The organism is Cylindrospermopsis raciborskii Cr2010, assembly GCF_003367075.2.
Classification (GTDB): domain Bacteria; phylum Cyanobacteriota; class Cyanobacteriia; order Cyanobacteriales; family Nostocaceae; genus Raphidiopsis; species Raphidiopsis raciborskii.
Genome location: NZ_CP065936.1, coordinates 2302543 through 2328405 on the forward strand (window position 1 = coordinate 2302543; position 25863 = coordinate 2328405).

The following is a 25863-nucleotide window of genomic DNA, read 5'->3' on the forward strand; positions in this document are numbered from 1 at the left end:
TTTTTAAAAAGAAATAATCAAATAACTATTTTGAAACTTAGCTCCGGTAATGGGTTTACCACTAAGTGCTGGGGGTAAAAAGATATTGCGGCGATGGTCTCCTGCTTCTATCGTCACCTCCGGACCAGATTGAGTTAGTTTCACCTGTTTTTTGTCAAATCCTGGTAAAAACAGTCGTACCTGTTTATTATGTACGTCTATTTCTATCGGCTTAGGAGCCTTAGCTGCATGTTCAACAAAGTTTGGTAAAGCATCAATCATTGGTTGCCAGTTTCCCGAGCATATATCGGGAACCATACTAACGGGTAAGGGAGCAAACTCTGTGGATAAATTATTGCTTGTATCGGCATATAAGAGAATTATTCCCCCAACAGTTAAACCAACTTGTTGGGCAGTCCCCCAAAGATAACGGGCATTGGCTACATCAATAGAGTCTGCTGTTGTCACTAAAAAGCCACAGACACGAGTAGGATCAGCTAAGGCTGCTTTCCCCTGATCAAGAAAGTTATTGATTTGGTTAGCTGGCTGAGCAAAATTTTCAGCAGTCCAATTCACATTAAACAGGCTAGTAATTACCGGTTGAATCAGGGGTGACTCAGAAATTGCCCTACCTAAATCAGAATTGGCTAACAACTGACGAAAACGTCGAATATACCAGCTAAGAGATTCAGGCATTCCCAGCATCCTCAAGGTAAAAATATCGCCAGTACCATCATAGATAATTACGTCATATTTACCACTGGCATCATATTCACGAATAGCATTGAGCGCTAGAGCATTGTCCATACCTGGCAATACTACCAATTCCTGTCCGTACACGTCTTGAATAATGGGCGTACGTAGATATTGTGCCTCTAGCTTTTTTACCTCTTCCCAATTTCGCTCTAGCATAACAGAGACCTGAAACTGCACTGCTTCTAAATTAGGAGCAATTTGTTCAGGATCCGCAGATAGACTAGTTCCTAATAAAATCGGTAGTGTGGGATCCGCTAGTCCTGCTAGAAGTACCCGTTTTCCCTGACTTGCCAAAAACCGGGCCGCAGCGATCGCTATTTTGCTGCGACCAATACCGTTTTTACCTAAAAATGTTAGTATCAATGCCATCGCGTAATTTCCAAATACTGTCAACTCCAGTTTAACACTAACTAGGGAATTTTAGCTTATGCTTTGAAGTATATTTAAGAGACTGGTTTGAGTTCATCCTCAAAAAACCAAGTGCTGCTCTTATCCTCAAATTTAACTACAAAACCCACGCCATTACCATCGGTTATTTTATAATCCTCGATGACACCAACCTTGCCTAATTTTTCAGCTATAGCAGAGGATACGCGATCGCGCAAACGAAACACTTTTACTTCCTGTCCAACTTTCATAGGTGACACTCCAATAGTCCAGACTTCATTTTACCCGAATCTAGTACCTTATTTACAGACAGCATTTTCGTGAAAATTTTTAGAGGTTCCAGAAGGCAATAATTGGGTGGGTGGAATTAAATATAAGATGAACGTAGGTTGTTGGGTTGAAGTATGAAACCCAATAGAATGGTAAGGATATCAATCGGGTTTCAGACATATTTGGAAAAACTGGCAATGGTGTTCAGAACGCCTACCCAACTGTGTCAATCACCATTCCCAACTGCCTTGTATTGTCGCAGTCATGCTTTTTTCACCCATTTCAAAGACAATTTTAGTATTCTTGTGTTGATACATTGCCTCTATAGATGCTTTCCACTGACCATGATCTAAGTCAGTGTAAAGTTCTCCATTCTCAGCTTTAGCGCTGATAGTAAACTGATGGGTTTTTTTGTGGCGAGGGTCAGTAATGTCCTCATGATTGTTGAACAAGTCTTTGGCTGTCATAGATTTAACCTTTTCTCTGGTATTAATAAAACCATAATATATCAAATACTTAATTCTTGAACTAAAATATGAACCGGAAAAATCAAGCACCTACAAATGATCCAGAAAATGCTGGTTGGTTAATATTTCAACAATCTATGTAAGATTTGCTGCAAGACTACAACAGTCCAATCAATATCCGCTACTGTGGTTTCTTTCCCTATCGTTAATCTAATTCCCCCTAAAGCCAATCTCCCACCGTAACCCATAGCCACTAACACTGGACTGGGAGTTAATTTGCCGCTATTACAAGCTGCACCCGCACTAATACCAATACCAGCTAAATTTAACTGACGTACTAGAGTCTTACCACTGATTCTTTCTCCGTCTGCGTAGTCTATACAAAAACTAACATGGTGTGGCAATCTTTCCACCATGTCCCCCGTGGGAATTAAACCCGGAGTATGTGCTAACTTACTAAATAGGCGATCGCGCAACTGAATTAATCGTGGTCTTTCCATTTCCAGTTCTTGACCTGCCAATTTTGCAGCTACCCCAAAACCTGCTATAGCTGGTAGTGCTTGTGTACCAGAGCGGAGATTATTCTCTTGACCTCCTCCACCTAGTAGGGGTATTAACTGCACCCCTGGACGAACATATAAAGCACCTGCACCCAAGGGACCATAAATTTTATGACTAGATAAGCTTAATAGATCTACTGGTAGACTATTGACATCTAATGGTAATCTTCCGCCAACTTGTACGGCATCAGTATGAAATAAAACATTGTTTGACTTAGTTATTTTAGCCAGGTCTAGTATGGGTTGTACCGTACCCACTTCACTTTGTCCATAAATGATAGATACTAGAACAGTGTTATCCCTAAAAGCTAACTTTAGATCTTCCGGATTGACCCTAGCTTTTCTATCCACTTGTAAACGGGTAATCTGCCAACCCCAACTTTCCAGCATGCTTATGGGTGCGGAAATTGCCGAGTGTTCTACACTGGAAATAATGATATGTTGAGGTTGGTGATAATATTGTGCCACGCCCATAATTGCTAAATTGTCTGATTCAGTTCCCCCCGAAGTAAAAATGATAGATTCTGGAACAGCATTGATTAACCCTGCTACTTGTATTCTGGCAGTTTCCAAAATTAATGCTGCACGATTACCCCATTGGTGCAAGCTGGAGGGGTTACCCCATTGTTCTTTTAGCACTGATTCCATTATGGCAATGGCTTCTGGGCGGGTTGGAGTAGTTGCACTGTAATCTAAATAAATTTGCATAGCATTAGCATTAATAGTGGGGGGAAAGGTGGCCAGAAGTGCTGCGTTGTCTTATAATAAGATATTGTATAACAGTGTTGCTTGTTTTTAAAAATGGCTTTAGGAATGTTTTTAAAAATTTTATCAGCTGACTATGTGCATACCATCTAAGTTGAAAAATTCGTTTTATATCCTCTTATTTTTTTCCACCATCAGTGGTTGTCAAAAAATACCATCCTCCCGTCAGCTTTTACCACCCCTACCCCAGGATCCATTGATTCAAGTTTACTTCAATCATGCCCAATCTTCAGAATATCAAGAAAGCTACCGTTTGCAAACCCGTTTAGGGGATGATTTAGAAAAACAAATCATCCATAGCATTTTACAAGCAAAATCCACCATAGATGTAGCTGTGCAGGAATTAAGATTACCAAAAATTGCCCAAGCATTAATAGAAAAACAACGAGCTGGTGTGGAAATTAGGTTAATCTTAGAAAACCAGTATTCTCTTCCTTGGCAAGATCTAAACTCTAGGATGGTGCAAAACTTACCTTGGAGAGAGAAGAACAAACAGCAAACCTTGAGATCCCTTATAGATATTAATAAGGACGGGAAAATTACCTCTGAAGAAATTAAACAACGAGATGCCATAGCCATGATTCAAAATAGCCAAATTCCTTGGATAGATGATACTGCTGATGGTTCTAAAGGTAGTGGTTTAATGCACCATAAGTTTATGGTTATAGATAGTAAATTGGTAATTATTAGTTCTGCCAATTTCACCCCTAGTGATACTTTTGGAGATGTGAATAATCTCCAGAGTTTAGGGAATGCTAATAACTTAGTGAAAATTGACAGTCCAGAATTGGCCAATTTATTCACCCAAGAATTTAACATTATGTGGGACGATGGACCAGGAGGTAAATTAGATAGTAAATTCGGACTACAAAAACCTCAACGTCCGTGGCAAAAGATTACCGCAGGTAATAGCCAAATAACCGTAAAGTTTTCCCCTCTTTCCCGTACCCAAATCTGGAGTAAGTCTACTAATGGATTAATTGGTAAAACTCTCAATATGGCAGTGGAAAATATAGATATGGCATTATTTGTTTTTTCTGACCAAAAAATTGCCAACATCTTGGAAAATCGCCATAATCAAAATGTTAAGATCCGAGCTTTAATAGATGCTCAATTTGCTCACCGCTACTACAGTGAAGCTTTAGATATGATGGGTATATCTATTAGTGATAACTGTAAATATGAAAAGGATAATCGCCCCTGGCAAAATCCTATTACCACAGTAGGAGTACCCAGTTTATTACCAGGAGACGTACTACACCACAAGTTTGCGGTTATTGACCACCAAATTGTAATTACTGGTTCTCATAACTGGTCAGAAGCTGCAAATCATAATAATGATGAAAGTTTAATTATTGTGGAAAATCCCACGGTAGCAGCACATTTTCAAAGGGAATTCCATCGTCTTTACCAAACTATTAAGCTAGAATTACCTTCCACAATCAAAGCTAAAATAGACCAGGAAATACAAGAATGTTTGCCAGTAGAAACACAAGGTAAAAATCTTTAACAAAAAAAATCTCTATCTTGTTGATAAAGATAGAGATGGAGTTTATTGAATAGATTATTGAATTATGAACATCTTACAGAGCATTACCACGTGGCAATACTTCCTCTGGGAAGACAAACTGTTCATGAGGTTGGTCTTGAGGCGCCATCCAAGCTCGGATACCCTCGTTTAATAAAATGTTCTTGGTATAGAATGTTTCAAACTCTGGGTCTTCTGCTGCCCGTAATTCTTGGGATACGAAGTCATAAGCTCGCAGGTTTAATGCTAAACCTACAATCCCTACAGCACTCATCCACAATCCGGTAACGGGTACAAACAACATGAAGAAGTGTAACCAGCGCTTGTTGGAAAAAGCAATCCCGAAAATCTGTGACCAGAAACGGTTTGCTGTCACCATGGAGTAGGTTTCTTCTGATTGGGTAGGATTGAATGCGGGGAAGGTGTTGGAACCTTCGCCATCTTCAAATAGGGTGTTTTCTACTGTTGCACCATGGATAGCACATAGTAAAGCTCCACCTAAGATTCCTGCTACACCCATCATGTGGAAGGGGTTTAAGGTCCAGTTGTGGAAACCTTGGAGGAATAATAGGAACCGGAATATGGCTGCTACGCCAAAACTAGGTGCAAAGAACCAGCTGGATTGTCCCAAGGGGTACATCAAGAAAACGCTGACAAATACGGCAATCGGACCGGAAAATGCCAGAGCATTATAAGGACGAATACCTACTAGTCTAGCAATTTCAAATTGACGCAACATGAAGCCAATTAGTCCAAAGGCACCATGTAAAGCAACAAAGGGCCACAAACCACCTAGTTGACACCAGCGGGTAAAGTCACCTTGAGCTTCTGGACCCCATAGAAATAATAGGGAGTGTCCCATACTGTCTGCAGGGGTGGATACTGCTACTGTCAAGAAGTTAGCTCCTTCTAAGTAGGAGGAGGCTAAACCATGGGTATACCAAGATGTAACGAAAGTAGTACCGGTTAACCAACCGCCTAATGCTAGGAAGGCACAGGGGAATAGTAATACTCCTGACCAACCTACAAATACAAAGCGATCGCGCTTCAACCAGTCATCTAATACGTCAAACCACCCTCTGGAAGGGGCGCGTCCAACTGCAATAGTCATGGAAAATCTCCGTATTTTATAATTACGATTCTAGAAAGCCCGTAGAAGCGTGCAGATAGTTATCATACAACCTTCCCCAAGCAGACTTTTAACTGAGCTGTCCAGTTTACAATTTTTTACTGTCTGTAAATTATCATAAGTGCAAATCTCTAATTTTTCTAGGGGTAATAAGTTTTTTTTAGTTTTTTTTAATTTTTTTTAATTTTCCTTAATTTTTTTTAATTTTTCCCCTGACAGAAGAGCGGTAGGATGGCTCTGAACAGGTTAGAATAGTTCCTACGATCAGTCAAATTTAATTATTTGTAAATGTTTACTATCGACATAAGCATTAGAAACACCGCCTTCTCTATGTCAGTACAGCGTAAATCAGCGGAAGATGCTGAAGCTGTTTACCAACTGATTTTGGCGGCTATGGGATCTGGCAGTCCCGCTATTGTGGAACTTAAGTGTGAGGGCAAAACTGAAAAGAAAATTGCTGTCCTAGCCAGTGAAATTTCGGGAGTACAAATCCTCCAAAAGGATGGTGTTGCTAGTAGTAGTGGTAAGCTTCCCGGGTTTGCCGCCTTTACCGTTAAGGAGGAAACTCAGGTATAAGATGACATCATCAGGCATCGAAGTTGAACATTTAAACTTCTTTTGGCCTAATGGAGAGCAGGCAATTAAATCTTGCTCTCTTACTGTCCCTAAAGGTGAATTTTGGATGCTTTTAGGGACTAATGGTAGTGGGAAGTCAACTCTTTTGAGGTTAATTGCCGGTCTATTAGTTCCACAATCCGGTAGGATTGACATTTTATCTCCTCTGGGTTTTGTCTTCCAAAATCCCGATCACCAGTTAGTTATGCCTACTGTGGGAGCTGATGTGGCTTTTGGACTGGTTCCGGAAAAACTTTCTACTTCTATGGTTAAGGCCAGAGTAGAGGAGGCTTTGCAAGCTGTTAATTTGCTATCTGTGCAACGCAGACCTATTTATGCCCTTTCTGGTGGACAGAAACAGCGTGTGGCTATTGCTGGAGCGATCGCTCGTCACTGTGAAGTTTTATTATTGGATGAACCCACCGCTTTATTAGACCCTGATAGTCAATTAGAGTTGGTGACGACTGTGCGTCAATTAGTCAAAACTCGGTCTATTGCCGCTCTGTGGGTTACCCATAGACTAGAGGAGTTAAATTATTGTGATGGTGCTTTTTTATTGGAGCAGGGGGTTTTAGTAGCAGCTGGGGATCCGGAACTCCTGAAACAGCGGTTAACCGGATCCCAATGAAAGCAGATTTTTTTGTTCTCTGTAGCATGGTGTAATCAGCATTGCTTCAATTCTTCAATTACTATGAATCTTATGGATGATTTTTGTCTATTTTAGTAATTGTGATTAGAAACCATGCCCCCTTCTACTATTCCATCCATTCTACTGGTGGATGGCTACAACATTATAGGCTCATGGCCTTGTCTCAAAAAAACCCGTGATGATTCTAGTATGGAAGCAGCTCGCGACCATTTGGTGGAACTAATCACCAACTACAGCGCGTTTGAAGGATATGAGTCTCATATAGTTTTTGACGCCCATTATCAGAACACCCCTAGCAATAGGGAAATGATTACTGATTTCCTCACTGTCCACTATACAGAGTTTGGACAAACTGCTGATACTTATATCGAAAAGGTTTGTGCGGGTCTACGTCACCAAGTTGCACAATGTTTAGTTTCTCGCGTAATTGTAGCCACTTCAGACCGGGCTCAACAGTTAGTAGTTCAAGGCTATGGTGCGGAGTGGTTATCAGCCAGACAATTATGTAACCAGGTAGAAGCAAAGGTTTGTCAGATGCGTAATCAACACCAATCACAAAAAAAATCTAAGGGTAGATTTTTATCCCATTCTATAAATGATGAAGCTAGACAAAAGTTAATTCGTCTAAGAATGGGTCTCTAGGCCTGGTTGGTGGTCCAAAAACAAAATTGGCAAATCAATGAAAAAATTCTCGCCGAGGTACTTGACATTGTCTGAATGTTGGTTTAATATTATTAAAGATGATGAGTTTTCCTCAGTAGCTCAGCGGTAGAGCGATCGACTGTTAATCGATTGGTCGCTGGTTCGAATCCGGCCTGGGGAGTTATTCCTGGTTTTCTGTATACCAATGGTGGAGGTTCTGTACCTGCACCCTACGGGAAACCCGTCGATATTTCTTGCTTTCTAGTTTTGGCTCGTAGTGATTCTCACCCTGACCTTTAGTCTTTAATTTTAGGGTGGACTCAGGGTCAGACTGCTGTTGACAAATGGTTTGGTAGGCGATCGCCTCTTGCAAAAATTCCAGGTAGTATTCATATCTTTCCCAATCATTGTTGACTATACAACCTGGTTCGTCTCGATGTAAACAATCACTAAATCGACAACTCCCCTTCTCTAAGAATTTTCTACCTTCGGGAAAATAGTAGATTAACTCTTCTGGAGCAAAACCTAAATCTGGTTGATTAAACCCTGGTGTGTCTGCTAGTAAACCACCATTGGGTAACTCAAACAATTCTACGTGACGAGTGGTATGACGACCACGGGCCAACTTACCAGAAACCTTTCCCACCCTCAAGTTTCCCTGGGGAATTAATTGGTTAATCAAACTGGACTTCCCCACACCAGAAGGACCAGCAATTACCGTGATTTTATTTTTTAAATATTCCCTAGCTTCCTCAATATTCATACCCTCTTGGACGCTCAAAAAAATTGGCTTGTATCCCCAACTCTCTAAGCGATCGCTAATTGCTCTTCTTTCATCCTCTTTGATTAAGTCACATTTATTTAAACATAACCGAAGATCTATACCTGTAGACTCGCCCTTAATTAAAAATCTACTTAACTGCACAGGTTCCAAAGGAGGATCCGCAAGTGCAAAAACTAAGAGAATTTGATTTACATTGGCGATCGCTGGTCTATCCAATTCAGTTTTTCGTGGTAAAACATCAGCGATCGCACCTCTTCCCCCCATCCAGTCAGGTTCTTCCACCAGTACCTGATCTCCCACCATTACCTGCTGACCAATTTTCTTCAATCTGGTTCTGCGAGTGCACAGGAGAGTGGGAATTAGTCCCCCCTGTAACTGCACACGGTAAAAATTGGCCTGCACAGCCAACACCGTACCCACCAATTCTTGATTGGTAGCAATCCTATCTCCTGTCATAATCTCATAAAGTTTAATGATATCATCAGACTAGGGGACGACGTACTAATAAGGAAAAATACTCAGATTTGTCAGTAATATTTTCTACATGAAACCCAGCCATGGTCAGGCTGTCGGGAACCTGCTCAATTGGTTCACCCGGATCCAGCCAAACCTCGAGTAAACTGCCATCAGACATTTGTTCTAGGCACAACTTCGTCCGTACAAAATTAATAGGACAAGGGGTTCCACGTAAATCTAATTGGTCATCAGGGGTAGACAAGCTCATGTTCACACCTCATGCTTTAAATAGATTACCTAAGAAACCTTCTAAACCACCCTTACCGGTGCGGTCTCCCTTAATCTTAGCCAATTTTTCCAGTAGTTCTCGTTCCTCGGGAGTGACCTTGGTAGGAATATCAATTAACACTGTCAGCAGATGATCCCCTCGACTTACCGCATTACCCAACCGAGGTACTCCCCGATTTTCAAGTTTCATCACTGTGTTGGGTTGAGTCCCTGGGGGGATAGTTAACTCCACCGGACCATCCACAGTATTCACATCTATTCGACAACCCAAAATTGCCTGTAGATAGCTAATTTTCAACTCCGAAAGAATGTTAATTCCATCCCGTTGAAACTCCTCATCATCATTAACAAACAGATAAACATATAAGTCCCCTGCTGGACCACCCCGCTGACCAGAATCTCCTTCTTGAGAAATGCGCAGACGGGTTCCGTTATCCACACCTGCGGGAATTGTCACTTTCAGCTTCTTAGTTACCTGCTTCATTCCCTTACCATCACAGGACTCACACTTATCTTCTATAACTGAGCCTGTTCCATTACAAGTAGGACAAGTAGAAACTTGAGTAAAACTGCCAAAGGGTGTCCTAGTCACGCGGCGCACCTGACCAGATCCGCTACATGTACTACAGGTGCGGGGACGGGTTCCTGGTTTGGCCCCTGTTCCACCACACACCTCACAGCTCTCCTGATGGGCAATACGAATTTCCTTTTCCCCACCAAACACTGCTTCCCGAAATTCCAACTTCAGGTCTAATCGGAGATCATCACCACGAACCGGTCCACCCCGTCGCCTTTGCTGTTGAGCAGGTCCCCCCATTCCCCCAGCAAAACCACTAAAAATGCTTTCAAATATGTCGGCAAATCCCCCAGCATCCCCCATGTCCTGGAATCCAGCAGCACCCGATACTCCAGCTTCCCCAAATCGGTTATAGCGCTCTCGCGTGTCCGCTTCTGATAAAACCTCATAAGCACGATTAATCTCTTTGAACTTTTCTTCCGCCCCCGGTTCTTTATTCACATCTGGGTGATACTTCCGGGCTTGACGGCGATAAGCTTGTTTAATTTGTTCTTTGTCGGCATCACGGGAGACACCTAGGATTTCATAATAGTCGCGGGCCATATACTACGGTTAAGAGTAAGAACTAAGAGAGCAAAATTGGAATTCAGACGGACAATAGTTAATTTTTGTTAATGAACTTATTACACCTTAACCATAACCTATAATCGGTCTTTCGCGAAAGTTATTGATAGGTGCAACATTGAATCTTCCATATTATAATTGTGCTACCTACCATGACAAAAACCAGCCCACCTCTTACAGGAAGTAACCGTACCAGTAGGTGTGGAAATCCGTCACCTGTTCCCCCGGAGATAGGTGGTAATCTCCGGGTTGACTTACTATATCTAATCTTGATCTGACTGGTCTTTTTCTTCCGTAACTGTATCTTCTATGGCAGCAGCTACCTTCACCATGGCATGACGTAGCACGCGATCGCCTAAAAAATAGCCACGAACCAACTCTTCTAAAACAGTTCCTTCTGGATGCTCGCTTGTCTGTTCTCGCATAACTGCTTCATGGAGATTTGGGTCAAATTCCTGACCTTCAGGACGCATGGGTGACACTCCCATTTTTTTCAAGGAATCTACCAACTGTTTATAAACTCCTTGATAACTCTTATGTATTGTCATCTCGCCATCATCTTGTGGTTTAAGGTGTGCCCTTGCTCGCTCAAAGTTATCCACCACAGGTAACAACTCCATAATTGTATTTCTTTTCACCTGTGTTTCTGTGTCTTCTTTTTCTTTGGAGATCCGTCTGCGATAGTTGTCAAAATCTGCTGCAATTCGCATGTACTGAGAACTACGTTCCTCAAGTTGAACCTTTAGAGACTGATTTTGTTGAGTCAGTTGAGTAATTAGATCCCTATTTACTACTTCTTCCACTGTAGGGACACCATTTTCCTCGCTTACAGTGGATTGTTCCGACAAATTGACATCCGCAGGTTGATGGTCACTCACGGTGCTGTCAGATTCTTGAGAATTGATCCCGGTTGGGTACTCGCTTGTCATTGCTTTACCTCTATTGGTTCTTCCAATCACTAAATAATATGGTTTACTTAATTCACCTAAAAATCGGACAAAAATCCCAGGTCGCGACGACACGATAATTTTGCCCGTTTTGACTATTTGTATATTTTGCGGGGGGAGTCTGTTCAACCACCACCACTTGGACATTATACAATTGCTATTTAGATATGGCAATGTGTTTTAAGCAAAGATAGAGGATAAGAAGAATAATAATAATATGGATGTAAAAACTACACTGTTACAAGTATAGTATATAATGTTTCTAAAGTAGGATCCTTTATTTCGGTAAAAAAGCTAAAAATAGTAAAAATATAAACTAGTATACCTTACCATGACTTACTCGGTTAAAAAACGTTTAGACAAAACTAGTGCTAGTCAAACTAACACTCTTCCCGTACTGAACAACTTAGTAAACAAACTAGTTAAATCTGGTCATATTCATAGGGAACAGATGAAACTGGCCGTGATGGAAAGTCTTGAATCTGGGAAAGTATTAACAGATGTTTTACAATCTATAGCCAGAGGGAAGTTAGATCCCCAGTTAATCAGAGAATGTAAAAAACAGCATTTATTTGAATTAAAAATACTATATGGTGTAGAATATATAGACCCAGAAGTCAGTCAAATGAACTGGAATATTATCAGAGAATTGACCGAGAGTTTAATACCAATAGATATTTGTCGTAGTTATGGATTATTACCATTAGGAAAGGAAGAAAATCAGAATCCACCCCAGGTGTTAGTAGCAATGGTTGAGCCAGATAATTTAGCAGCATGTGATTACCTTAATAGGATATTACAACCGCCAAACTGGCAGTTTAAACGTCTAGTAATTGCCGCAGAAGATTACGAAATATTAATTAATCAATACACAGATGAAGTAATCAAAGAAGCAAGAGAAAAAGAGCAAACTCAATTCACAGATATTAGCCAAGACCTAGAAAGTTTAAGTCTTGAGGTTATGGAGCAGAGACTAGAAGAAGGAGATCTAGATTTGACAGTAGCCATGAGAGAAGCTCAAGATGAGCCAATTATTAATCTTGTGAATAAAATTCTCTTTTTAGCCCTGCGAGATAGTGCTTCAGATATTCACGTTGAACCTCAAGAAGAATATTTACGAATTCGGTTTCGCAACGATGGGGTACTGCGGGAATCGGAATCTATTCCCCCCATTCCCAAACATATTATTCCTGCAGTTACCGCGCGAATTAAAATTATCTCCAATCTAGATATCGCCGAAAAAAGATTGCCCCAAGATGGCAGAATTCGCAGAGTATTTGATGGTAGAAAGGTAGATATCCGAGTCAGCACCTTACCCAACCGCTACGGAGAAAAAATCTGTCTGAGGATTTTAGACAATTCCTCCACTAAATTACCCCTAGATCAGATAATTACTGATCCCCATACTTTGCAGGTATTTAAAAATATTATTCATAAACCCCTAGGTTTAATTTTAGTTACAGGTCCAACCGGTTCTGGAAAAACTACCTCCTTATATTCTGCTCTAGCAGAATTAAATGATCCGGGAATTAATATTAGTACAGTTGAAGATCCCGTAGAATACAGTTTACCGGGACTGACTCAAGTACAGGTAATCAGAGAAAAGGGATTAGACTTTACCACAGTTCTGCGAGCTTTTCTGCGACAAGACCCAGACGTGTTATTGGTGGGAGAAACACGAGATGGGGAAACTGCGAAAACTGCAATTGAAGCAGCACTAACCGGACATCTAGTATTCACTACCTTGCATACTATAGATGCTGCAGGAGCGATCGCCCGCTTGCTAGAAATGGGTATTGAACCATTTATGATTTCTAGTTCTCTAATTGGTGTATTAGCCCAGAGGTTAGTGCGTAGACTGTGTCCCACATGTCGAATTCCCTATACTCCTACAGTTCAAGAACTAGGGAGATATGGTTTATCCCTAGCGCAAGAAGGCAATGTCATTTTCTATAAAGCTAATACCATATCATCAGAACTAATAGGAAAAAGCCCAAATAAAATCAAAATTTGTCCTAACTGTTATGGTACTGGCTACAAAGGGCGTTGTGGAGTGTATGAAGTTATGACAATTACGCAAAAAATACAAAGTTTAATTAATCAAGAAGCTGACACAGCCAAAATTAAAGAAGCAGCTTTAGAAGAGGGAATGATAACCCTATTGGGTTATAGTCTCAATCTAGTTCGTCAAGGTATAACGACCTTAGAAGAAGTGGAGCGGGTGGTATATACAGATAGGGAATTAAAAGTCTCACGACAGAATAGTCTCACATGTCAATGTTGTGATGCTACCCTAAAACCAGAGTGGTTAGATTGTCCTTATTGTTTGACCCCCAGATTAATTAATTAAGAAATCTCCTATTATATATGGAATACACAATTCAAGAACTGCTGCAAAATTTAGTAGATATGGGTGGTTCAGACCTGCATCTATCTGCAAGTTTAAGACCCTATTTTCGCATTGGTGGAAAACTGACTCCTATAGGTAATGAGATATTAACACCAAATGAATGTGAAAGACTGATTTTTAGTATGTTGAATAATGACCAGCGTCACAGGTTAGAAAAAACCTGGGAGTTAGATTGTTCTTATGAAATAAAAGCTCTAGCACGTTTTCGAGTTAACGTCTATAAAGAAAGGGGCAATTATGCAGCTTGTTTACGAGTTTTAAGTTATAAAATTCCCAATTTTCAAGAGTTAGGTTTGCCCAATATTGTTCGAGAAATAGCAGAAAAACCCAGAGGACTAGTTCTTGTTACAGGTCCCACCGGTTCTGGTAAAACCACTACCCTAGCTGCAATGATTGATTTAATCAACCAAAATCGAGCTGAACATATTCTAACCATAGAAGACCCAATAGAATTTGTGCATGAGCCAATTAAAAGTTTAATCCACCAACGGCAATTAGGTGAAGATACACGGAGTTTTGCCAATGCTTTAAAAGCAGCTTTACGAGAAGATCCAGATATTATTCTCGTGGGTGAAATGCGGGACCTAGAAACGATTTCTTTAGCTATTTCCGCTGCGGAAACAGGTCATTTGGTCTTAGCCACATTACATACTAATTCAGCAGCACAGACGATTGATAGAATCATTGATGTTTTTCCTGCAGAACGACAAATGCAAATTAGAGTACAATTATCTAACTCCCTATTGGCAGTTTTCAGTCAAATCCTAGTCCCTAGAAAAACCGTTAGACCAGGTGGATCTAGTCGGGTGATGGCACAGGAAATTATGATAGTTACTCCAGCAATTGCTAACTTAATAAGGGAAGGAAAAATAGCCCAGATATATTCCTTTATTCAAACAGGAAGTAAATTGGGAATGCAAACCTTAGAAAAAGCCCTATATGAGCTATTTAAAGCTGGTCTTATTTCTCAAGAACTAGCACTTTCTAAGACATCTAGACCGGATGAAGTGCAACGGTTAATTGGTATTTTGTAATCGGTATTTTGTAATTACTAAAAATCTCCTACCTAGAAAACTATGGATATTTACATTGCTGTTGTTCAAAACTCTCAAGGTAAAACCAAAACCCAGAAATTAATGGCTAATTCCCTAACTGAAGCACAAAATAAACTCCGCTGTCAGGGACTAATGGTGAAAGCTCTCAATAAATACTCAAAATCATCCATCAAAAAATCTCCTAGATTAAACTCACATTTATATTGGCAAAAGTTCCAGGACTATTTTTCCCATTACTTAGTGAGGGTAACAGTCCAAGATAAGGCGATTTTTTCCCGGCAATTTGCCACCTTAGTTAATTCAGGGGTGACAATCATAAAATCTTTGGATATTATTTCTCTACAGTGTCCTAACCCCAAATTGAAAAAAGCCCTAAATCAAATATCTACGGATATTAAAACAGGAATAAATCTTTCCGATTCCATGAAAAAGCACCCCGATTGTTTCGATGCTTTATATATTAGTATGGTGCAAGCTGGAGAAGCAGGAGGAGTGCTTGATGATGTTTTACATCGATTGGCTAAATTATTAGAAGACCTGGCTAAACTACAAAATCAAATTAAATCTGCTCTCTCCTATCCTATATTTGTAGGTTGTTTCGCCATAGCTATTGCTTTGGCAATGACAATTTTTATCATCCCCATTTTCGCCAATGTTTTTAAAAACATGGGAGTAGAATTACCAATAATCACAAAAATTTTAATCAGTTTTAGTCAAACTTTAAATAGCTGGGGTTTTCTGGTAATAATTACACTAATAATTATGGGATTACTTGCTATTCAACAATATTATAAAACCAATGGGGGCAAACTAAAGATTGATTGGCTATTTTTAAAAATTCCCCTACTGGGAAAATTAATGCAAAAGTCTTTTGTGGCTAAATTCAGCAGAACCTTTGCCTCCTTGATTCGTTCTGGAGTACCCATGATCACTAGTTTAGCAATAGTCAAAAACACATCGGGAAATCAGGTCATTGCTAATGCTATTGATTATGCTAGGAAAGACCTAGAAAAAGGGGGTATGCTCAGTCAATCTCTGAATAAAAGCGGGGTGTTTCCACAAATGGCAATTCAAATGATGATAATTGGGGAAGAAACCGGGGAACTAGATGAAATGCTAATGAAAATTGCGGATTTTTATGAACATGAAGTGGAGCAAACTATCAAATCAATTCTCAGTATATTGGAACCAATCATGATTGTACTCTTGGGAGGGATGGTAGCGACAATTTTGCTGGCTATGTACTTGCCAATGTTTAGAATGTTTGAAAACATAGGATAGCCAGTACATTTACCCATCTCCCCACTTTCTAGCGAACAAACTGAGGCATAACTTCTGCTGCGGTAAACAAACCGTAAATACCTTTTTTGTGGAATTGATACCCTGCTTTCAAGTAACCAAAAGCAGGTCCACATACATTAGCCGCCATACTAGTCTCATCCCCTAATGTAAAGGTATGAGTAGAAATTCTGCCCTCAAAAGTGCGTCCAGTAATTTTGACATTAGTACTAAGGGGCTTTTTCGGGTTACGAGTATCAACCACACCACCCACTGTCACCCTATCCCGTGGACATATACCAGCAATTTCTAGCATTACATCATCAGCATGTTCCATATTTTCTAGGGTTAGCACTCCATTAGTTTTGTCTAGTAGTGCTTCTACTTCCTCGTCGGTCATTCCTCTGGCAATTTCTACGTTATAACCAGGTATGTGCGCGATATCTTCCCTAATAGTAGCGCGGTAAGCTTCCCAATTAGCAATACCTACACCAAAAGTAATTTCTACCTTATGAATTTCAGCATAGCTTTGAGCTGCTAAAGCAGCAGCAGCAGTTAAAAGTCCAGGAGTTGCTCCACAACCGGTCATATAGGTAATTTGCGCCATCTCCAGTTCTTTTTTCATGGCAAGAAGCTGCTCTACTGCACTGGTGCGTTTAATAGCATCCACCAACACACCTTGCCAACCAGCAGTGATAAATTGTTGGGTCACTTTGGGGATAAAATCATTAGGAAGGTTAGGTAAAGCCAGAAAATAGGCATCCACCCCTGGAGCATTAGCAATTAAATCCTTAATGCTGTGATTACTTAAATTACCATGGGACTGCAAGTAACCAACGGATCCCTGTTGTTGATAAGTGGTAATGGCGAAGTTTGTGTTTAAACCAACTGTTGAGTAGGCGTAGCCTTTTTGATCTGCAACTGCTACTAGAAGCATTTCCCGTTTCCCAGACAGAACTTTAGCTGCTGCTTGTCCAAGTCCGCCAAAGCCCAATACTCCAATGCGAAGAGGTTGACTAGTAATTCCTGTATTCATCGTGGTTTTTGTATCTTGGGTCATGGTTAATTATGCTTCATTTTATCGGTTATTCATAAATATTTTTTGGGAATTTCTCCGGAGATGTCTCTTTAATTGTTGTAACTCTGCCTAGTAAGTTATCGTAAAGTCTCAACAATCACCAAATCTCTAAGATGAGTGATTCTACAGACAGCTAATTAGTACATATCTACCATGTTGAAGATCCATGAGCAATTATCACCCCTGTCCTAAAAACCCTTTGACAATTCATACCAGTAATGGACAAATCAGAAATTCCAGTCTGTGCGACTTCTGCTGGAATGAATACTGCTTTTGCTGGTCAAATTACTGTATAGATGAGTGGCTTGAATTACAAAATAAGTATATGCAACGGCGGTTACAACAAAAAACATCAAACATAAAAACGTAAAAAATACAAACCTTCAAATAAGTCAATTTTTGTTAACTCACCTTGTCAAGTTATGTAAGTAAACTTGATAAAGAGTTTGCACTCTTTGTAAATGGGTGGGTGGAATTAAATATAAGATGAACGTAGGTTGCAACACCCCCACGGGTCTCGTTACTTGACCCATCCTACAAATAATTGTGCCTCCCTACTTAAAGGCAAAATAATGAATTTACGGCAGATATATTGCAACAAAACAGGAGTGATTAAGTGAATATGGAAGGATTATTTCAGCGAACGGGAGTTATGCGGCAACATTTATTAAATTTATATCAAACTACTATAGCCTTGCCATGGATCCCTTCTGATTTATTACCACAAGTCTTTAAAGAGCTGCATACCACATTGAAAATGTTGCTTGGAGCTATAGATGAACTTCATCAACAAAATGAAGAATTTGTACAAACTCGTAATTTAGTAGAAATAGAACGTCAACACTATCAGGAATTATTTGAGTATTTACCAGTAGGTTATTTACACACTAACCTCCAGGGAATAATTGAAGATGCTAACCAAGAAGCAGGAAGATTATTGAATATTAGTCAAAAATTTCTAGTTGGTAAACCCCTAATTAGTTTTATTGTTCAGGAATGCCAACAGTATTTTTGTCGTGAACTTATTGAATTATCTAAATCCGATCAAGTTAGACAATTGTTTTTAGTTTTGAAACCGCGTTATGTTAGTTCTTTTGATGCCTGTTTAATAGTTAGATCTTGCTTCAATTTACATAGCAATCAAAGGAATTTATACTGGCTAATTCAAAAATCATCTACATCAAGAACTGTGGAAATGACAGCAATTGATATGCACCAAGAAATATTACAAGATCGCCAAGTGCATAAATATTCTAAAAGGGATAATATTCCCTTAAGTAATACATACTTTGGATACGTCCTACAGGGTTTGGTGAAACTGAGTACATTAAGTCAAACAGGTACAGAAATTCTCATAGGTTTGGCAACCTCAGGAATGGTTTTTGGTTCCACTATGACCAATCTACCACTTTACGAAGCTACAGCTATTTCTGATGTTGAGCTAGTCCTAATTTATGTATCGGAAATGCGAGCTATTCCTAATTTGAATCAAATGCTGTCACCAAAAATTAAACAGCGATTACAACAAACAGAGTCTTTTTTATTTATCATTAGTCATTATAATGTGGAGGATAGATTAAGCAGTTTATTAGAAATGTTAAAACTAGAACTTGGCGAACCAGTAGTAGAAGGAACAAGGTTACTTTTTCGCCTAACTCACGAGGATATTGCCACTGCTTGTAATTCCACAAGAGTAACCATTACTCGCTTACTCAACAAACTACAGAAACAGGGTAAAATAAAATACGATGCTAATAATCATATTATAATTTGCGGTCCACAATGATGAAAGGTAGCGTTCTTTGCTGCACCAACTTACTTATTCCAGAAACCTGAACTAGCTCCCAACCTTGATGAAATATTTCGTCAATCGGTACCATTTCTCCTTGGGTGGTCATAAATTTGTGATCCTTAGTTGCTCTGATTGTTGAACCGTCGTCTAAACAGTATTCGTATAAATCCTGCACCCCTCTATCATGCCATTGACCGATAGGTTGGGTGTAGACGTTACCACTCTCGTTCAGACTAAATACTGTACAGACCATTTGCTTATCCACAATTTCTCCAATGGGCACAAATCCATACTCCAGGGTTAAAACTTCCGTTTCATAACTTAAACAATACTCAGCGAATTTTAACATATCCGCAAATAATTGTTCAGCAACTTGTTTTTTGACCCCGTTTTTTGTTGCTCCATCAATAAATTTTTCCTGCTGTTTTTGCATTTCTGCTACCTTCTTTTTCCCCATGGCCCGACGTAGCAGATCCGCTTGTCCGAGAGAGTAACCAGCCATATCTTGAGCAATTTTCATAATCTGCTCTTGATAGACCATAATTCCGTAGGTTTCATTTAGTATGGGCTGTAAAATCTGGGATTCGTAATCAATAGATTCCCGACCATGTTTACGATTAATAAACTTAGGAATCAACCCAGCATCTAGGGGACCGGGTCTATATAGAGCTAAAATTGAAGAGATATCTTCAATATTGGAGGGTTTTAGATCTCTAACAATTTGTTTCATTCCCGAAGATTCTAATTGAAATACACCCTCTAAATCTCCTGATTCCAGCAGAGAATAGGCTTGAGCTACATCTTTAGGTAAGGTGCTATATTCACCTTTAGCTAGGATCTTTTGAGCTTTTCTTTCTTGACGGGTAATATCATCTGGATCTATTGTATAACCTCGGTTTTGTTCAATTAAATCTATAGTTTTTTGAATTAGGGTCAGATTTCTCAGACCCAAAAAGTCCATTTTCAACAAGCCCAGAGACTCCAAATCCTCCATAAAATATTGAGTAATAACCGAACCATCATTGTTCTTCTGCAATGGCACAATTTCATCTAATGGCTCGGAGGAAATTACCACTCCTGCTGCATGAACACCGAAGGTTTTGTTAGTTCCCTCAATGCGCATAGCCATATCTATCCAACGACGAACATGCTGTTCCTTATCATATTTGGCCTTGAATTCTGGTTCTGGAGTTTCATCGGAAATCATTACCTTAAGTTTTGTGGGTTTTCCCCTGACTACAGGAATCATCTTGGCCATTTTGTCTGCTTCACCATAGGGGATATCTAATACCCTGGCTACATCTTTCAGGACTGCTTTTGATGTTAAGCGGTTAAAAGTAATGATTTGGGCAACCTTATCCACACCATATTTTTCTGTTACATAACTAATGACTTGATCCCGTTTTTCAATACAAAAGTCTGTATCAATATCAGGCATAGATTTGCGCTCTGGGTTCAAAAACCGCTCAAATAGTAGTCCGTGATGTACGGGATCAATATTGGTAATTCCCATAGCATAAGCCACCAATGAACCAGCTGCTGACCCTCGACCTGGACCTACAGGAATGTTATGATCTCGGGCAAATTTAATGTAGTCCCAAACCACTAAAAAGTAGCTGGAAAAACCCATTTGCTCAATCATTTTTAGTTCATATTCTAGTCTTTCTTTGTATACAGTATCCACCTCATTACGAGATTTACGATTTAATCTTTTTAATAGTCCTTGCCAAGCTACTTCTTCTGTATAAGTATCCGGTGTGTGTCCTGTGGGAATGGGTGGTGCAGGAATTTTGGGTTCGTCCATAATATTATAGACTTCCACTTTCTCTGCTACTTCTGTTGTGGTAGCAATGGCTTCAGCAATTACATCATCTGTCAGGTGATCTCGAAATAGTAACTGCATTTCTTGAGTGGATTTTAGGTACTCAGTACCGCTATACCGCATTCGCTTATCATCTGCAATTAGTTTACCAGTTTGAATACAAAGTAGGGCATCATGGGCTTCTACGTCAAAACAGGATATGTAATGGGAATCATTGGTGGCAATAAATTTAATGTCTAGTTCTCGGGCAATTTTTACAAGTTCTACATTGACAATTCTATCTTCCTGAGAGCCATGATCTTGAATTTCTAAATAAAAGTCTTCTCCAAATACTTCTTTATACCAGGTGGCAACTTTTCTTGCTTTCTCTAATTTCCCTCCCAGTACTGCTTGGGGAATTTCTCCTGCTAAACAAGCGCTCGTTACTATTAGACCTTCTTTATGTTCTTTGAGCAAGTCTTTATTAATACAAGGACGAGAAAAAATTCCTTTTCCCTGGGTTCCTTTTAGATGAGAAATGGTGGTTAGTTTGACTAGGTTTTTATAACCTTTGGTGTTTTTTGCCAACACAACTTGATGGTATCTCGCACGACGTTCTTGTTTTTCAATGTCTCCGTTGATGATATACATCTCGTTACCTATTATTGGCTTGAATCCTGGTTTGCTACGACAGATTTTAATTAGCTCTATCGCTCCATACATTACGCCATGGTCTGTCAATGCTAAACTGTTCATCCCTAGGGCGATCGCTTGCTCTACTAACTCTGGTATTTGACTAGCGCCGTCTAGTAAACTGTAGTCACTATGAAGGTGTAAAGGTACAAAGGACATAAAATAAATTTATATTAGTTGAAGTTAGTTTAACTTGGTTAAAGTTAATTATTGAGGTTCCTATTATAGCCTTTTTCACAATTATTGCCACCCGGTAAAAAACTAAAAAAACTCAACTATAGGGGGAAGATGCGCACGCCATCACTAGTTTCAAAGACAAACAGATTGTTTAAATCCAAACATATTTTTAATTTTTCTCCGGGGTGTAAATGTCTATCTCTCTCTACCTGCATGTTAATCAACCCGGGACAACTAGGTAACTCCACACGAATCAATATTTCCTTTCCTAAAGGTTCTACAACCTTCACTTCTACCCATAGTTCTCCTGGTTCTTTCAGTATATTCTGGGAATCAGTTTCTTGACAAATTATACGAATATGCTCTGGACGAATACCTAAGTGATAATTTTGTCCAGGATAAACTGCGCTAACAACTGCAATCTGATTGGGAATAGCTAATAACTGTCCACCCACATCAAACATATCCTCTTTCACTGTAGCAGGTATAATGTTCATGGGTGGATTACCCAAAAAAGTCGCTACCATCTGATTTGCGGGTAGGCCATATATGCTCTGAGGATCCCCAATTTGTTGAATTTTGCCCCGATTTAAGACTACAATTTTGTCCGCTAAGGTCATTGCTTCCACCTGGTCATGGGTAACATAAATGGTGGTAATCTTCAATTTTTGATGTAATTGTTTTAACTCGGTTCTCGTATCATCCCGTAACTGCGTATCCAGATTAGACAAGGGTTCATCCAGTAAAAATACTTGAGGTTGACGGGCGATCGCCCTGCCTAATGCTACTCTTTGTTGTTGACCCCCGGATAATTGCTTTGGTTTTCTGTCTAGAAGATGTTCTAAGGAGAGGGCCTTAGCAACGGACATGATCCTAGATTGAATAGTTTTGCGGTCAACCTGGCGCATTTCCAGACCGAAAGCTATATTCTCAGCAACGGTTTTATGAGGATAAAGGGCGTAATTTTGAAACACCATCGCCACATCCCGGGATCTAGCTGGTATATTATTAACCAGGCGATCGCCTATATATAAACTACCTGAAGTTATGGTTTCTAGGCCTGCAATAGTTCTCAGAATGGTGGATTTGCCACATCCTGAAGGACCAACCAACACCCAGAACTCACCATCTGGAACTTCAAAGGAAATATTCTCAATTGCTGTAACTTTGTCAAATTTCCGTTTGACATCATCCAAAACAACTTTAGCCATGCCTTCATTTCCTCACTTTATATTTTCTATGATATTATATGTACCTAACCGATGGATGGCAAAATTGACCACCAACATCCAAATCTCAAATTTTAATATCTAATTAATTTAATGCAATTCCAAATAAGAGAATCCAGATCTATACTAGCTTCTTCTTTATTATTAATTGCCCCATTTTTCCTTTGGGGTACGGCAATGGTAGCTATGAAAGGAGTAATTCCCCATACCACACCTCTATTTATGGCAGGTGTGCGTTTAGTGCCAGCAGGAGTGCTTATTTTAATAGTCGGTGCATTTATGGGTAGACATCAACCTAAAGGATGGTTAGCATGGTTATGGATTGGATTATTTGCCGTGGTTGATGGCACCCTATTCCAAGGTTTTCTGGCGGAGGGGTTAGCTAGAACCACTGCGGGTTTGGGTTCTGTAATGATTGATTCCCAACCTTTAGCTGTTGCTCTATTATCATGGTGGTTGTTTCAAGAACGTATTGGTCTATGGGGATGGTTAGGACTGGCATTAGGAGTGATTGGTATCAGTTTAATTGGGTTACCCCAGGAGTGGATCTGGCATTTTATTCACTCAGGTGTGGTGACCAATAGTACCAACAATAATTTGTTTGATAATTCATTACCCTTATTTGCTAGTGGCGAATGGTTAATGTTACTGGCAGCTTTATCCATGGCACTGGGAACAATATTAATTCGTTTTGTTAGTAAATATACTGACCCTGTAATAGCTACCGGATGGCACATGATTTTGGGAGGAATACCACTTTGGGGAATTTCTTCTTTCCTAGAAGTTGACCAATGGCAAAATATACTACCCGCTGATTGGGTGGCATTAACTTATGCTACCGTATTAGGCAGTGCGATCGCATACGGTTTATTCTTTTACTTTGCCTCCACTGGCAACCTAACAAGTTTAAGTTCTTTAACCTTTCTCACCCCGGTATTTGCATTAATATTTGGTCGTATTTTACTGGGAGAGGTTTTGACTGGGATCCAATGGATAGGAGTTATGATCACACTGATTAGCATCTATTTAATTAATCAAAGAGAAAATCTACCAGGACAGGAAGACCGGAAAGTGGAGACCATTAATGGCTAATGAAAGAAGCGGTCTAAAGCAGCTTTTAGTTGCTCCATTTCCGCATCAATGTTACCATTTTGGGCAGCTCGGCTAATACATTCGGTTAAATGTTCATCCAGGACGATGCGAGCAACTTTATCTAATGCACCTCGAACCGCAGCTATTTGTAATAATACCTCCGGACAGGGGCTATTCTGTTGCACCATGGTTTTAATACCGCGAATGTGTCCCTCTATGCGGGATATTCGGTTGACAATTCGTCTTAGTGATTCTTCCGTATGAACATGAGGATGACCTGGTCCCACCAACCCCGAATTGTGACCTGGATGTTGTTGATGGTCATGGTTATGATGGTGAGTATGTATATCCTGGGAAAAATCATCAGCTAACGTATTTAACGGGTTCATAGATTATAAACTGCTGAACTTGAATTTTTGAGCTTCCACTTCAATAATAACTTTAGCTAAATTGGTAAGTAGAACAAGATAAAAATTGTAGATTAGGTTTTGATGATGCGATTTCCTAAAGTTCGTCATTCCCCAATTACCTCTCGTGTGGTAGCAATGTTCATGGGCTTGATGTTAATGGTTTCCAGTCTGTTAGTTTCACCCTCCCAAGCACAATCGGTACCTGCTGTAACTGATGCAATTGGTAAAAGCAGTTTTGTGACTGCCGCAGTTAATCGCGTCGGGCCTGCTGTAGTGAGAATTGACACCGAAAAAACCATTTCTCGTCCCGTTGACCCCATTATGGAAGATCCATTCTTCCGACGCTTTTTTGGTGATACCTTCCCACCCATGTCACCAACAGAGCAGTTAAGAGGTTTAGGTTCTGGTTTCATTATTGATAAGAGCGGCTTAGTATTGACCAATGCCCACGTCGTGGATCAAGCGGATAAAGTGACGGTGAGATTAAAAGATGGTAGAACTTTTGAAGGCAAAGTCCAAGGCATTGATGAAGTAACAGACTTAGCAGTAGTTAAAGTCAATGCAGGTAAGGACTTACCAGTAGCTGCATTAGGTTCTTCTAATAATGTACAAGTAGGAGATTGGGCGATCGCAGTGGGAAATCCTTTAGGATTTGATAATACAGTCACATTAGGAATTGTTAGTACCTTAAAACGTTCCAGCGCCCAGGTAGGAATCAGTGATAAAAGACTAGACTTCATTCAAACCGACGCAGCGATTAATCCTGGTAACTCTGGTGGTCCATTATTAAATGCGGAAGGGGAAGTAATTGGTATTAATACAGCTATTCGTGCTGATGCTATGGGTATAGGTTTTGCCATACCTATTGATAAAGCCAAAGTAATTGCGGCCGAATTACAAAAGAACGGTAAGGTTGCCCATCCTTATTTAGGAGTGCAGATGATTACCTTAACACCCCAATTATCTAGACAAAATAACACCGATCCCAACTCTACCTTTGAACTACCAGAAGTAAATGGGGTATTAGTAATGAGAGTTGTACCTAACTCCCCTGCTGCTGAGGGTGGAGTTCGACGTGGGGATGTGATTGTGGCGATTGATGACCAACCCATAAGTAATGCTGAACAACTACAACAGGTGGTTGAGGATAGTCGTCTAGGTCAGATTTTGCGAGTGAAAGTCCAAAGAGGTAATAAAACCCAAAATCTTTCGGTGACAACCGCTGAATTGCAAAATATTTCCTAGGTGAAATCTCACCAATTCATCTCCCTTAAGCTTCTCCGGTCTGAAGACACGGAGATTTCTGAAGAGTCCATAAACGAACTTTCTGAGGCTGGCTTAAACAGCCTCTACTGATTCTGCTAAAATTAATTCTTAGCATCACCGCTACTTTAAGTTTATTCCGAAAGTATAGCCTCAGATAAGACTTACTTGTCAATAGCAGCCACAAAATAACATAAAGACAACACTGGAATATTGAAGATC

The 25863-nt window shown here is 39.9% G+C and carries 23 protein-coding genes and 1 tRNA gene; 11 read left to right on the forward strand and 13 right to left on the reverse strand.

The window, feature by feature from the left end; genetic code table 11:
- Nucleotides 1-3: 3 nt before the first annotated feature.
- The 4 genes from C6N34_RS10415 to C6N34_RS10430 form a co-directional block, all read right to left on the reverse strand.
- Nucleotides 4-1104 carry a Get3/ArsA fold putative tail anchor-mediating ATPase NosAFP gene (locus C6N34_RS10415; RefSeq protein WP_115539363.1) on the reverse strand — a complete coding sequence of 367 codons (1101 nt, stop codon included), beginning with the start codon at nucleotides 1102-1104 and terminating at the stop codon, nucleotides 4-6.
- A 74-nt stretch (nucleotides 1105-1178) separates the two neighbouring features.
- A complete protein-coding gene (petP, locus tag C6N34_RS10420) occupies nucleotides 1179-1373 on the reverse strand; it encodes a cytochrome b6f subunit PetP (RefSeq protein WP_006276269.1) in 195 nt (64 codons plus the stop codon).
- A 249-nt stretch (nucleotides 1374-1622) separates the two neighbouring features.
- A complete protein-coding gene (locus C6N34_RS10425) occupies nucleotides 1623-1859 on the reverse strand; it encodes a hypothetical protein (protein ID WP_236107005.1) in 237 nt (78 codons plus the stop codon).
- Between the two features lie 119 nt (nucleotides 1860-1978).
- The gene (locus C6N34_RS10430; protein ID WP_057178775.1) at nucleotides 1979-3127 is read right to left on the reverse strand and encodes a cysteine desulfurase family protein; all 1149 of its coding nucleotides are present in this window, start codon (nucleotides 3125-3127) and stop codon (nucleotides 1979-1981) included.
- A gap of 133 nt (nucleotides 3128-3260) precedes the next feature.
- Here C6N34_RS10430 and C6N34_RS10435 point away from each other — a divergent pair, with 133 nt between their 5' ends.
- Nucleotides 3261-4694: a phospholipase D-like domain-containing protein gene (locus tag C6N34_RS10435; protein ID WP_115539361.1), complete on the forward strand. Its 1434-nt coding sequence runs from the start codon at nucleotides 3261-3263 to the stop codon at nucleotides 4692-4694.
- 73 nt (nucleotides 4695-4767) lie between these two features.
- On the opposite strand, the gene psbD is transcribed toward C6N34_RS10435, so the two are convergent.
- On the reverse strand, nucleotides 4768-5823 hold the full coding sequence (gene psbD, locus C6N34_RS10440) for a photosystem II D2 protein (photosystem q(a) protein) (RefSeq protein ID WP_006276274.1): 1056 nt from the start codon (nucleotides 5821-5823) through the stop codon (nucleotides 4768-4770).
- A 306-nt stretch (nucleotides 5824-6129) separates the two neighbouring features.
- Between psbD and C6N34_RS10445 the strand changes: the two genes are divergently transcribed.
- From C6N34_RS10445 to C6N34_RS10460, 4 genes are all read left to right on the forward strand, one after another.
- A complete protein-coding gene (locus tag C6N34_RS10445; RefSeq protein ID WP_057178777.1) occupies nucleotides 6130-6417 on the forward strand; it encodes a hypothetical protein in 288 nt (95 codons plus the stop codon).
- 1 nt (nucleotide 6418) lies between these two features.
- Entirely contained in the window at nucleotides 6419-7084 is a 666-nt protein-coding gene (locus C6N34_RS10450) for an energy-coupling factor ABC transporter ATP-binding protein (protein ID WP_057178778.1), read from the forward strand.
- A gap of 114 nt (nucleotides 7085-7198) precedes the next feature.
- Nucleotides 7199-7747, forward strand: coding sequence for an NYN domain-containing protein (locus tag C6N34_RS10455; protein ID WP_006276277.1), 549 nt, complete (start codon nucleotides 7199-7201; stop codon nucleotides 7745-7747).
- Between the two features lie 109 nt (nucleotides 7748-7856).
- Nucleotides 7857-7928, forward strand: a tRNA-Asn gene (locus tag C6N34_RS10460).
- Here the strand turns inward: C6N34_RS10460 and rsgA are convergent.
- The 4 genes from rsgA to grpE all read right to left on the reverse strand — a co-directional run bounded on the left by rsgA (nucleotide 7929) and on the right by grpE (nucleotide 11375).
- A complete protein-coding gene (gene rsgA, locus C6N34_RS10465) occupies nucleotides 7929-8987 on the reverse strand; it encodes a small ribosomal subunit biogenesis GTPase RsgA (RefSeq protein ID WP_006276278.1) in 1059 nt (352 codons plus the stop codon).
- 25 nt (nucleotides 8988-9012) lie between these two features.
- On the reverse strand, nucleotides 9013-9255 hold the full coding sequence (locus C6N34_RS10470) for a sulfurtransferase TusA family protein (RefSeq protein WP_057178779.1): 243 nt from the start codon (nucleotides 9253-9255) through the stop codon (nucleotides 9013-9015).
- A gap of 9 nt (nucleotides 9256-9264) precedes the next feature.
- Nucleotides 9265-10395, reverse strand: coding sequence for a molecular chaperone DnaJ (dnaJ, locus tag C6N34_RS10475; protein WP_006276280.1), 1131 nt, complete (start codon nucleotides 10393-10395; stop codon nucleotides 9265-9267).
- Nucleotides 10396-10679: 284 nt separating this feature from the next.
- Entirely contained in the window at nucleotides 10680-11375 is a 696-nt protein-coding gene (gene grpE / locus C6N34_RS10480) for a nucleotide exchange factor GrpE (RefSeq protein ID WP_369806407.1), read from the reverse strand.
- A 319-nt stretch (nucleotides 11376-11694) separates the two neighbouring features.
- Between grpE and C6N34_RS10485 the strand changes: the two genes are divergently transcribed.
- The 3 genes from C6N34_RS10485 to C6N34_RS10495 are packed head-to-tail and all read left to right on the forward strand — an operon-like array spanning nucleotide 11695 to nucleotide 16109.
- Nucleotides 11695-13713, forward strand: coding sequence for a GspE/PulE family protein (locus C6N34_RS10485; protein ID WP_057178780.1), 2019 nt, complete (start codon nucleotides 11695-11697; stop codon nucleotides 13711-13713).
- Nucleotides 13714-13730: 17 nt separating this feature from the next.
- Nucleotides 13731-14807: a type IV pilus twitching motility protein PilT gene (locus tag C6N34_RS10490; protein ID WP_115539360.1), complete on the forward strand. Its 1077-nt coding sequence runs from the start codon at nucleotides 13731-13733 to the stop codon at nucleotides 14805-14807.
- A gap of 42 nt (nucleotides 14808-14849) precedes the next feature.
- On the forward strand, nucleotides 14850-16109 hold the full coding sequence (locus C6N34_RS10495) for a type II secretion system F family protein (protein WP_057177258.1): 1260 nt from the start codon (nucleotides 14850-14852) through the stop codon (nucleotides 16107-16109).
- A 28-nt stretch (nucleotides 16110-16137) separates the two neighbouring features.
- Here the strand turns inward: C6N34_RS10495 and bioU are convergent, their stop codons facing one another.
- Nucleotides 16138-17142: a (S)-8-amino-7-oxononanoate synthase BioU gene (gene bioU / locus C6N34_RS10500; protein ID WP_115539368.1), complete on the reverse strand. Its 1005-nt coding sequence runs from the start codon at nucleotides 17140-17142 to the stop codon at nucleotides 16138-16140.
- Nucleotides 17143-17800: 658 nt separating this feature from the next.
- Between bioU and C6N34_RS10505 the strand changes: the two genes are divergently transcribed.
- On the forward strand, nucleotides 17801-18970 hold the full coding sequence (locus tag C6N34_RS10505; protein WP_369806393.1) for a helix-turn-helix domain-containing protein: 1170 nt from the start codon (nucleotides 17801-17803) through the stop codon (nucleotides 18968-18970).
- On the opposite strand, the gene C6N34_RS10510 is transcribed toward C6N34_RS10505, so the two are convergent.
- Together C6N34_RS10510 and C6N34_RS10515 are read right to left on the reverse strand one after the other, a co-directional pair.
- Nucleotides 18948-21629: a DNA polymerase III subunit alpha gene (locus C6N34_RS10510; RefSeq protein WP_115539358.1), complete on the reverse strand. Its 2682-nt coding sequence runs from the start codon at nucleotides 21627-21629 to the stop codon at nucleotides 18948-18950. The two genes, C6N34_RS10505 and C6N34_RS10510, sit on opposite strands and share 23 nt — an antisense overlap.
- A gap of 116 nt (nucleotides 21630-21745) precedes the next feature.
- Nucleotides 21746-22858 carry an ABC transporter ATP-binding protein gene (locus tag C6N34_RS10515; protein ID WP_115539357.1) on the reverse strand — a complete coding sequence of 371 codons (1113 nt, stop codon included), beginning with the start codon at nucleotides 22856-22858 and terminating at the stop codon, nucleotides 21746-21748.
- Between the two features lie 111 nt (nucleotides 22859-22969).
- On the opposite strand from C6N34_RS10515, the gene C6N34_RS10520 reads away from it, so the two are divergent.
- On the forward strand, nucleotides 22970-23968 hold the full coding sequence (locus tag C6N34_RS10520) for a DMT family transporter (protein WP_115539356.1): 999 nt from the start codon (nucleotides 22970-22972) through the stop codon (nucleotides 23966-23968).
- Here C6N34_RS10520 and C6N34_RS10525 read toward each other — a convergent pair.
- Nucleotides 23965-24357, reverse strand: coding sequence for a metal-sensing transcriptional repressor (locus tag C6N34_RS10525; RefSeq protein ID WP_115539355.1), 393 nt, complete (start codon nucleotides 24355-24357; stop codon nucleotides 23965-23967). The two genes, C6N34_RS10520 and C6N34_RS10525, sit on opposite strands and share 4 nt — an antisense overlap.
- Before the next feature lie 102 nt (nucleotides 24358-24459).
- Here C6N34_RS10525 and C6N34_RS10530 point away from each other — a divergent pair, with 102 nt between their 5' ends.
- Nucleotides 24460-25623 carry an HhoA/HhoB/HtrA family serine endopeptidase gene (locus tag C6N34_RS10530; RefSeq protein ID WP_115539354.1) on the forward strand — a complete coding sequence of 388 codons (1164 nt, stop codon included), beginning with the start codon at nucleotides 24460-24462 and terminating at the stop codon, nucleotides 25621-25623.
- The last annotated feature ends 240 nt before the right edge of the window (nucleotides 25624-25863 follow it).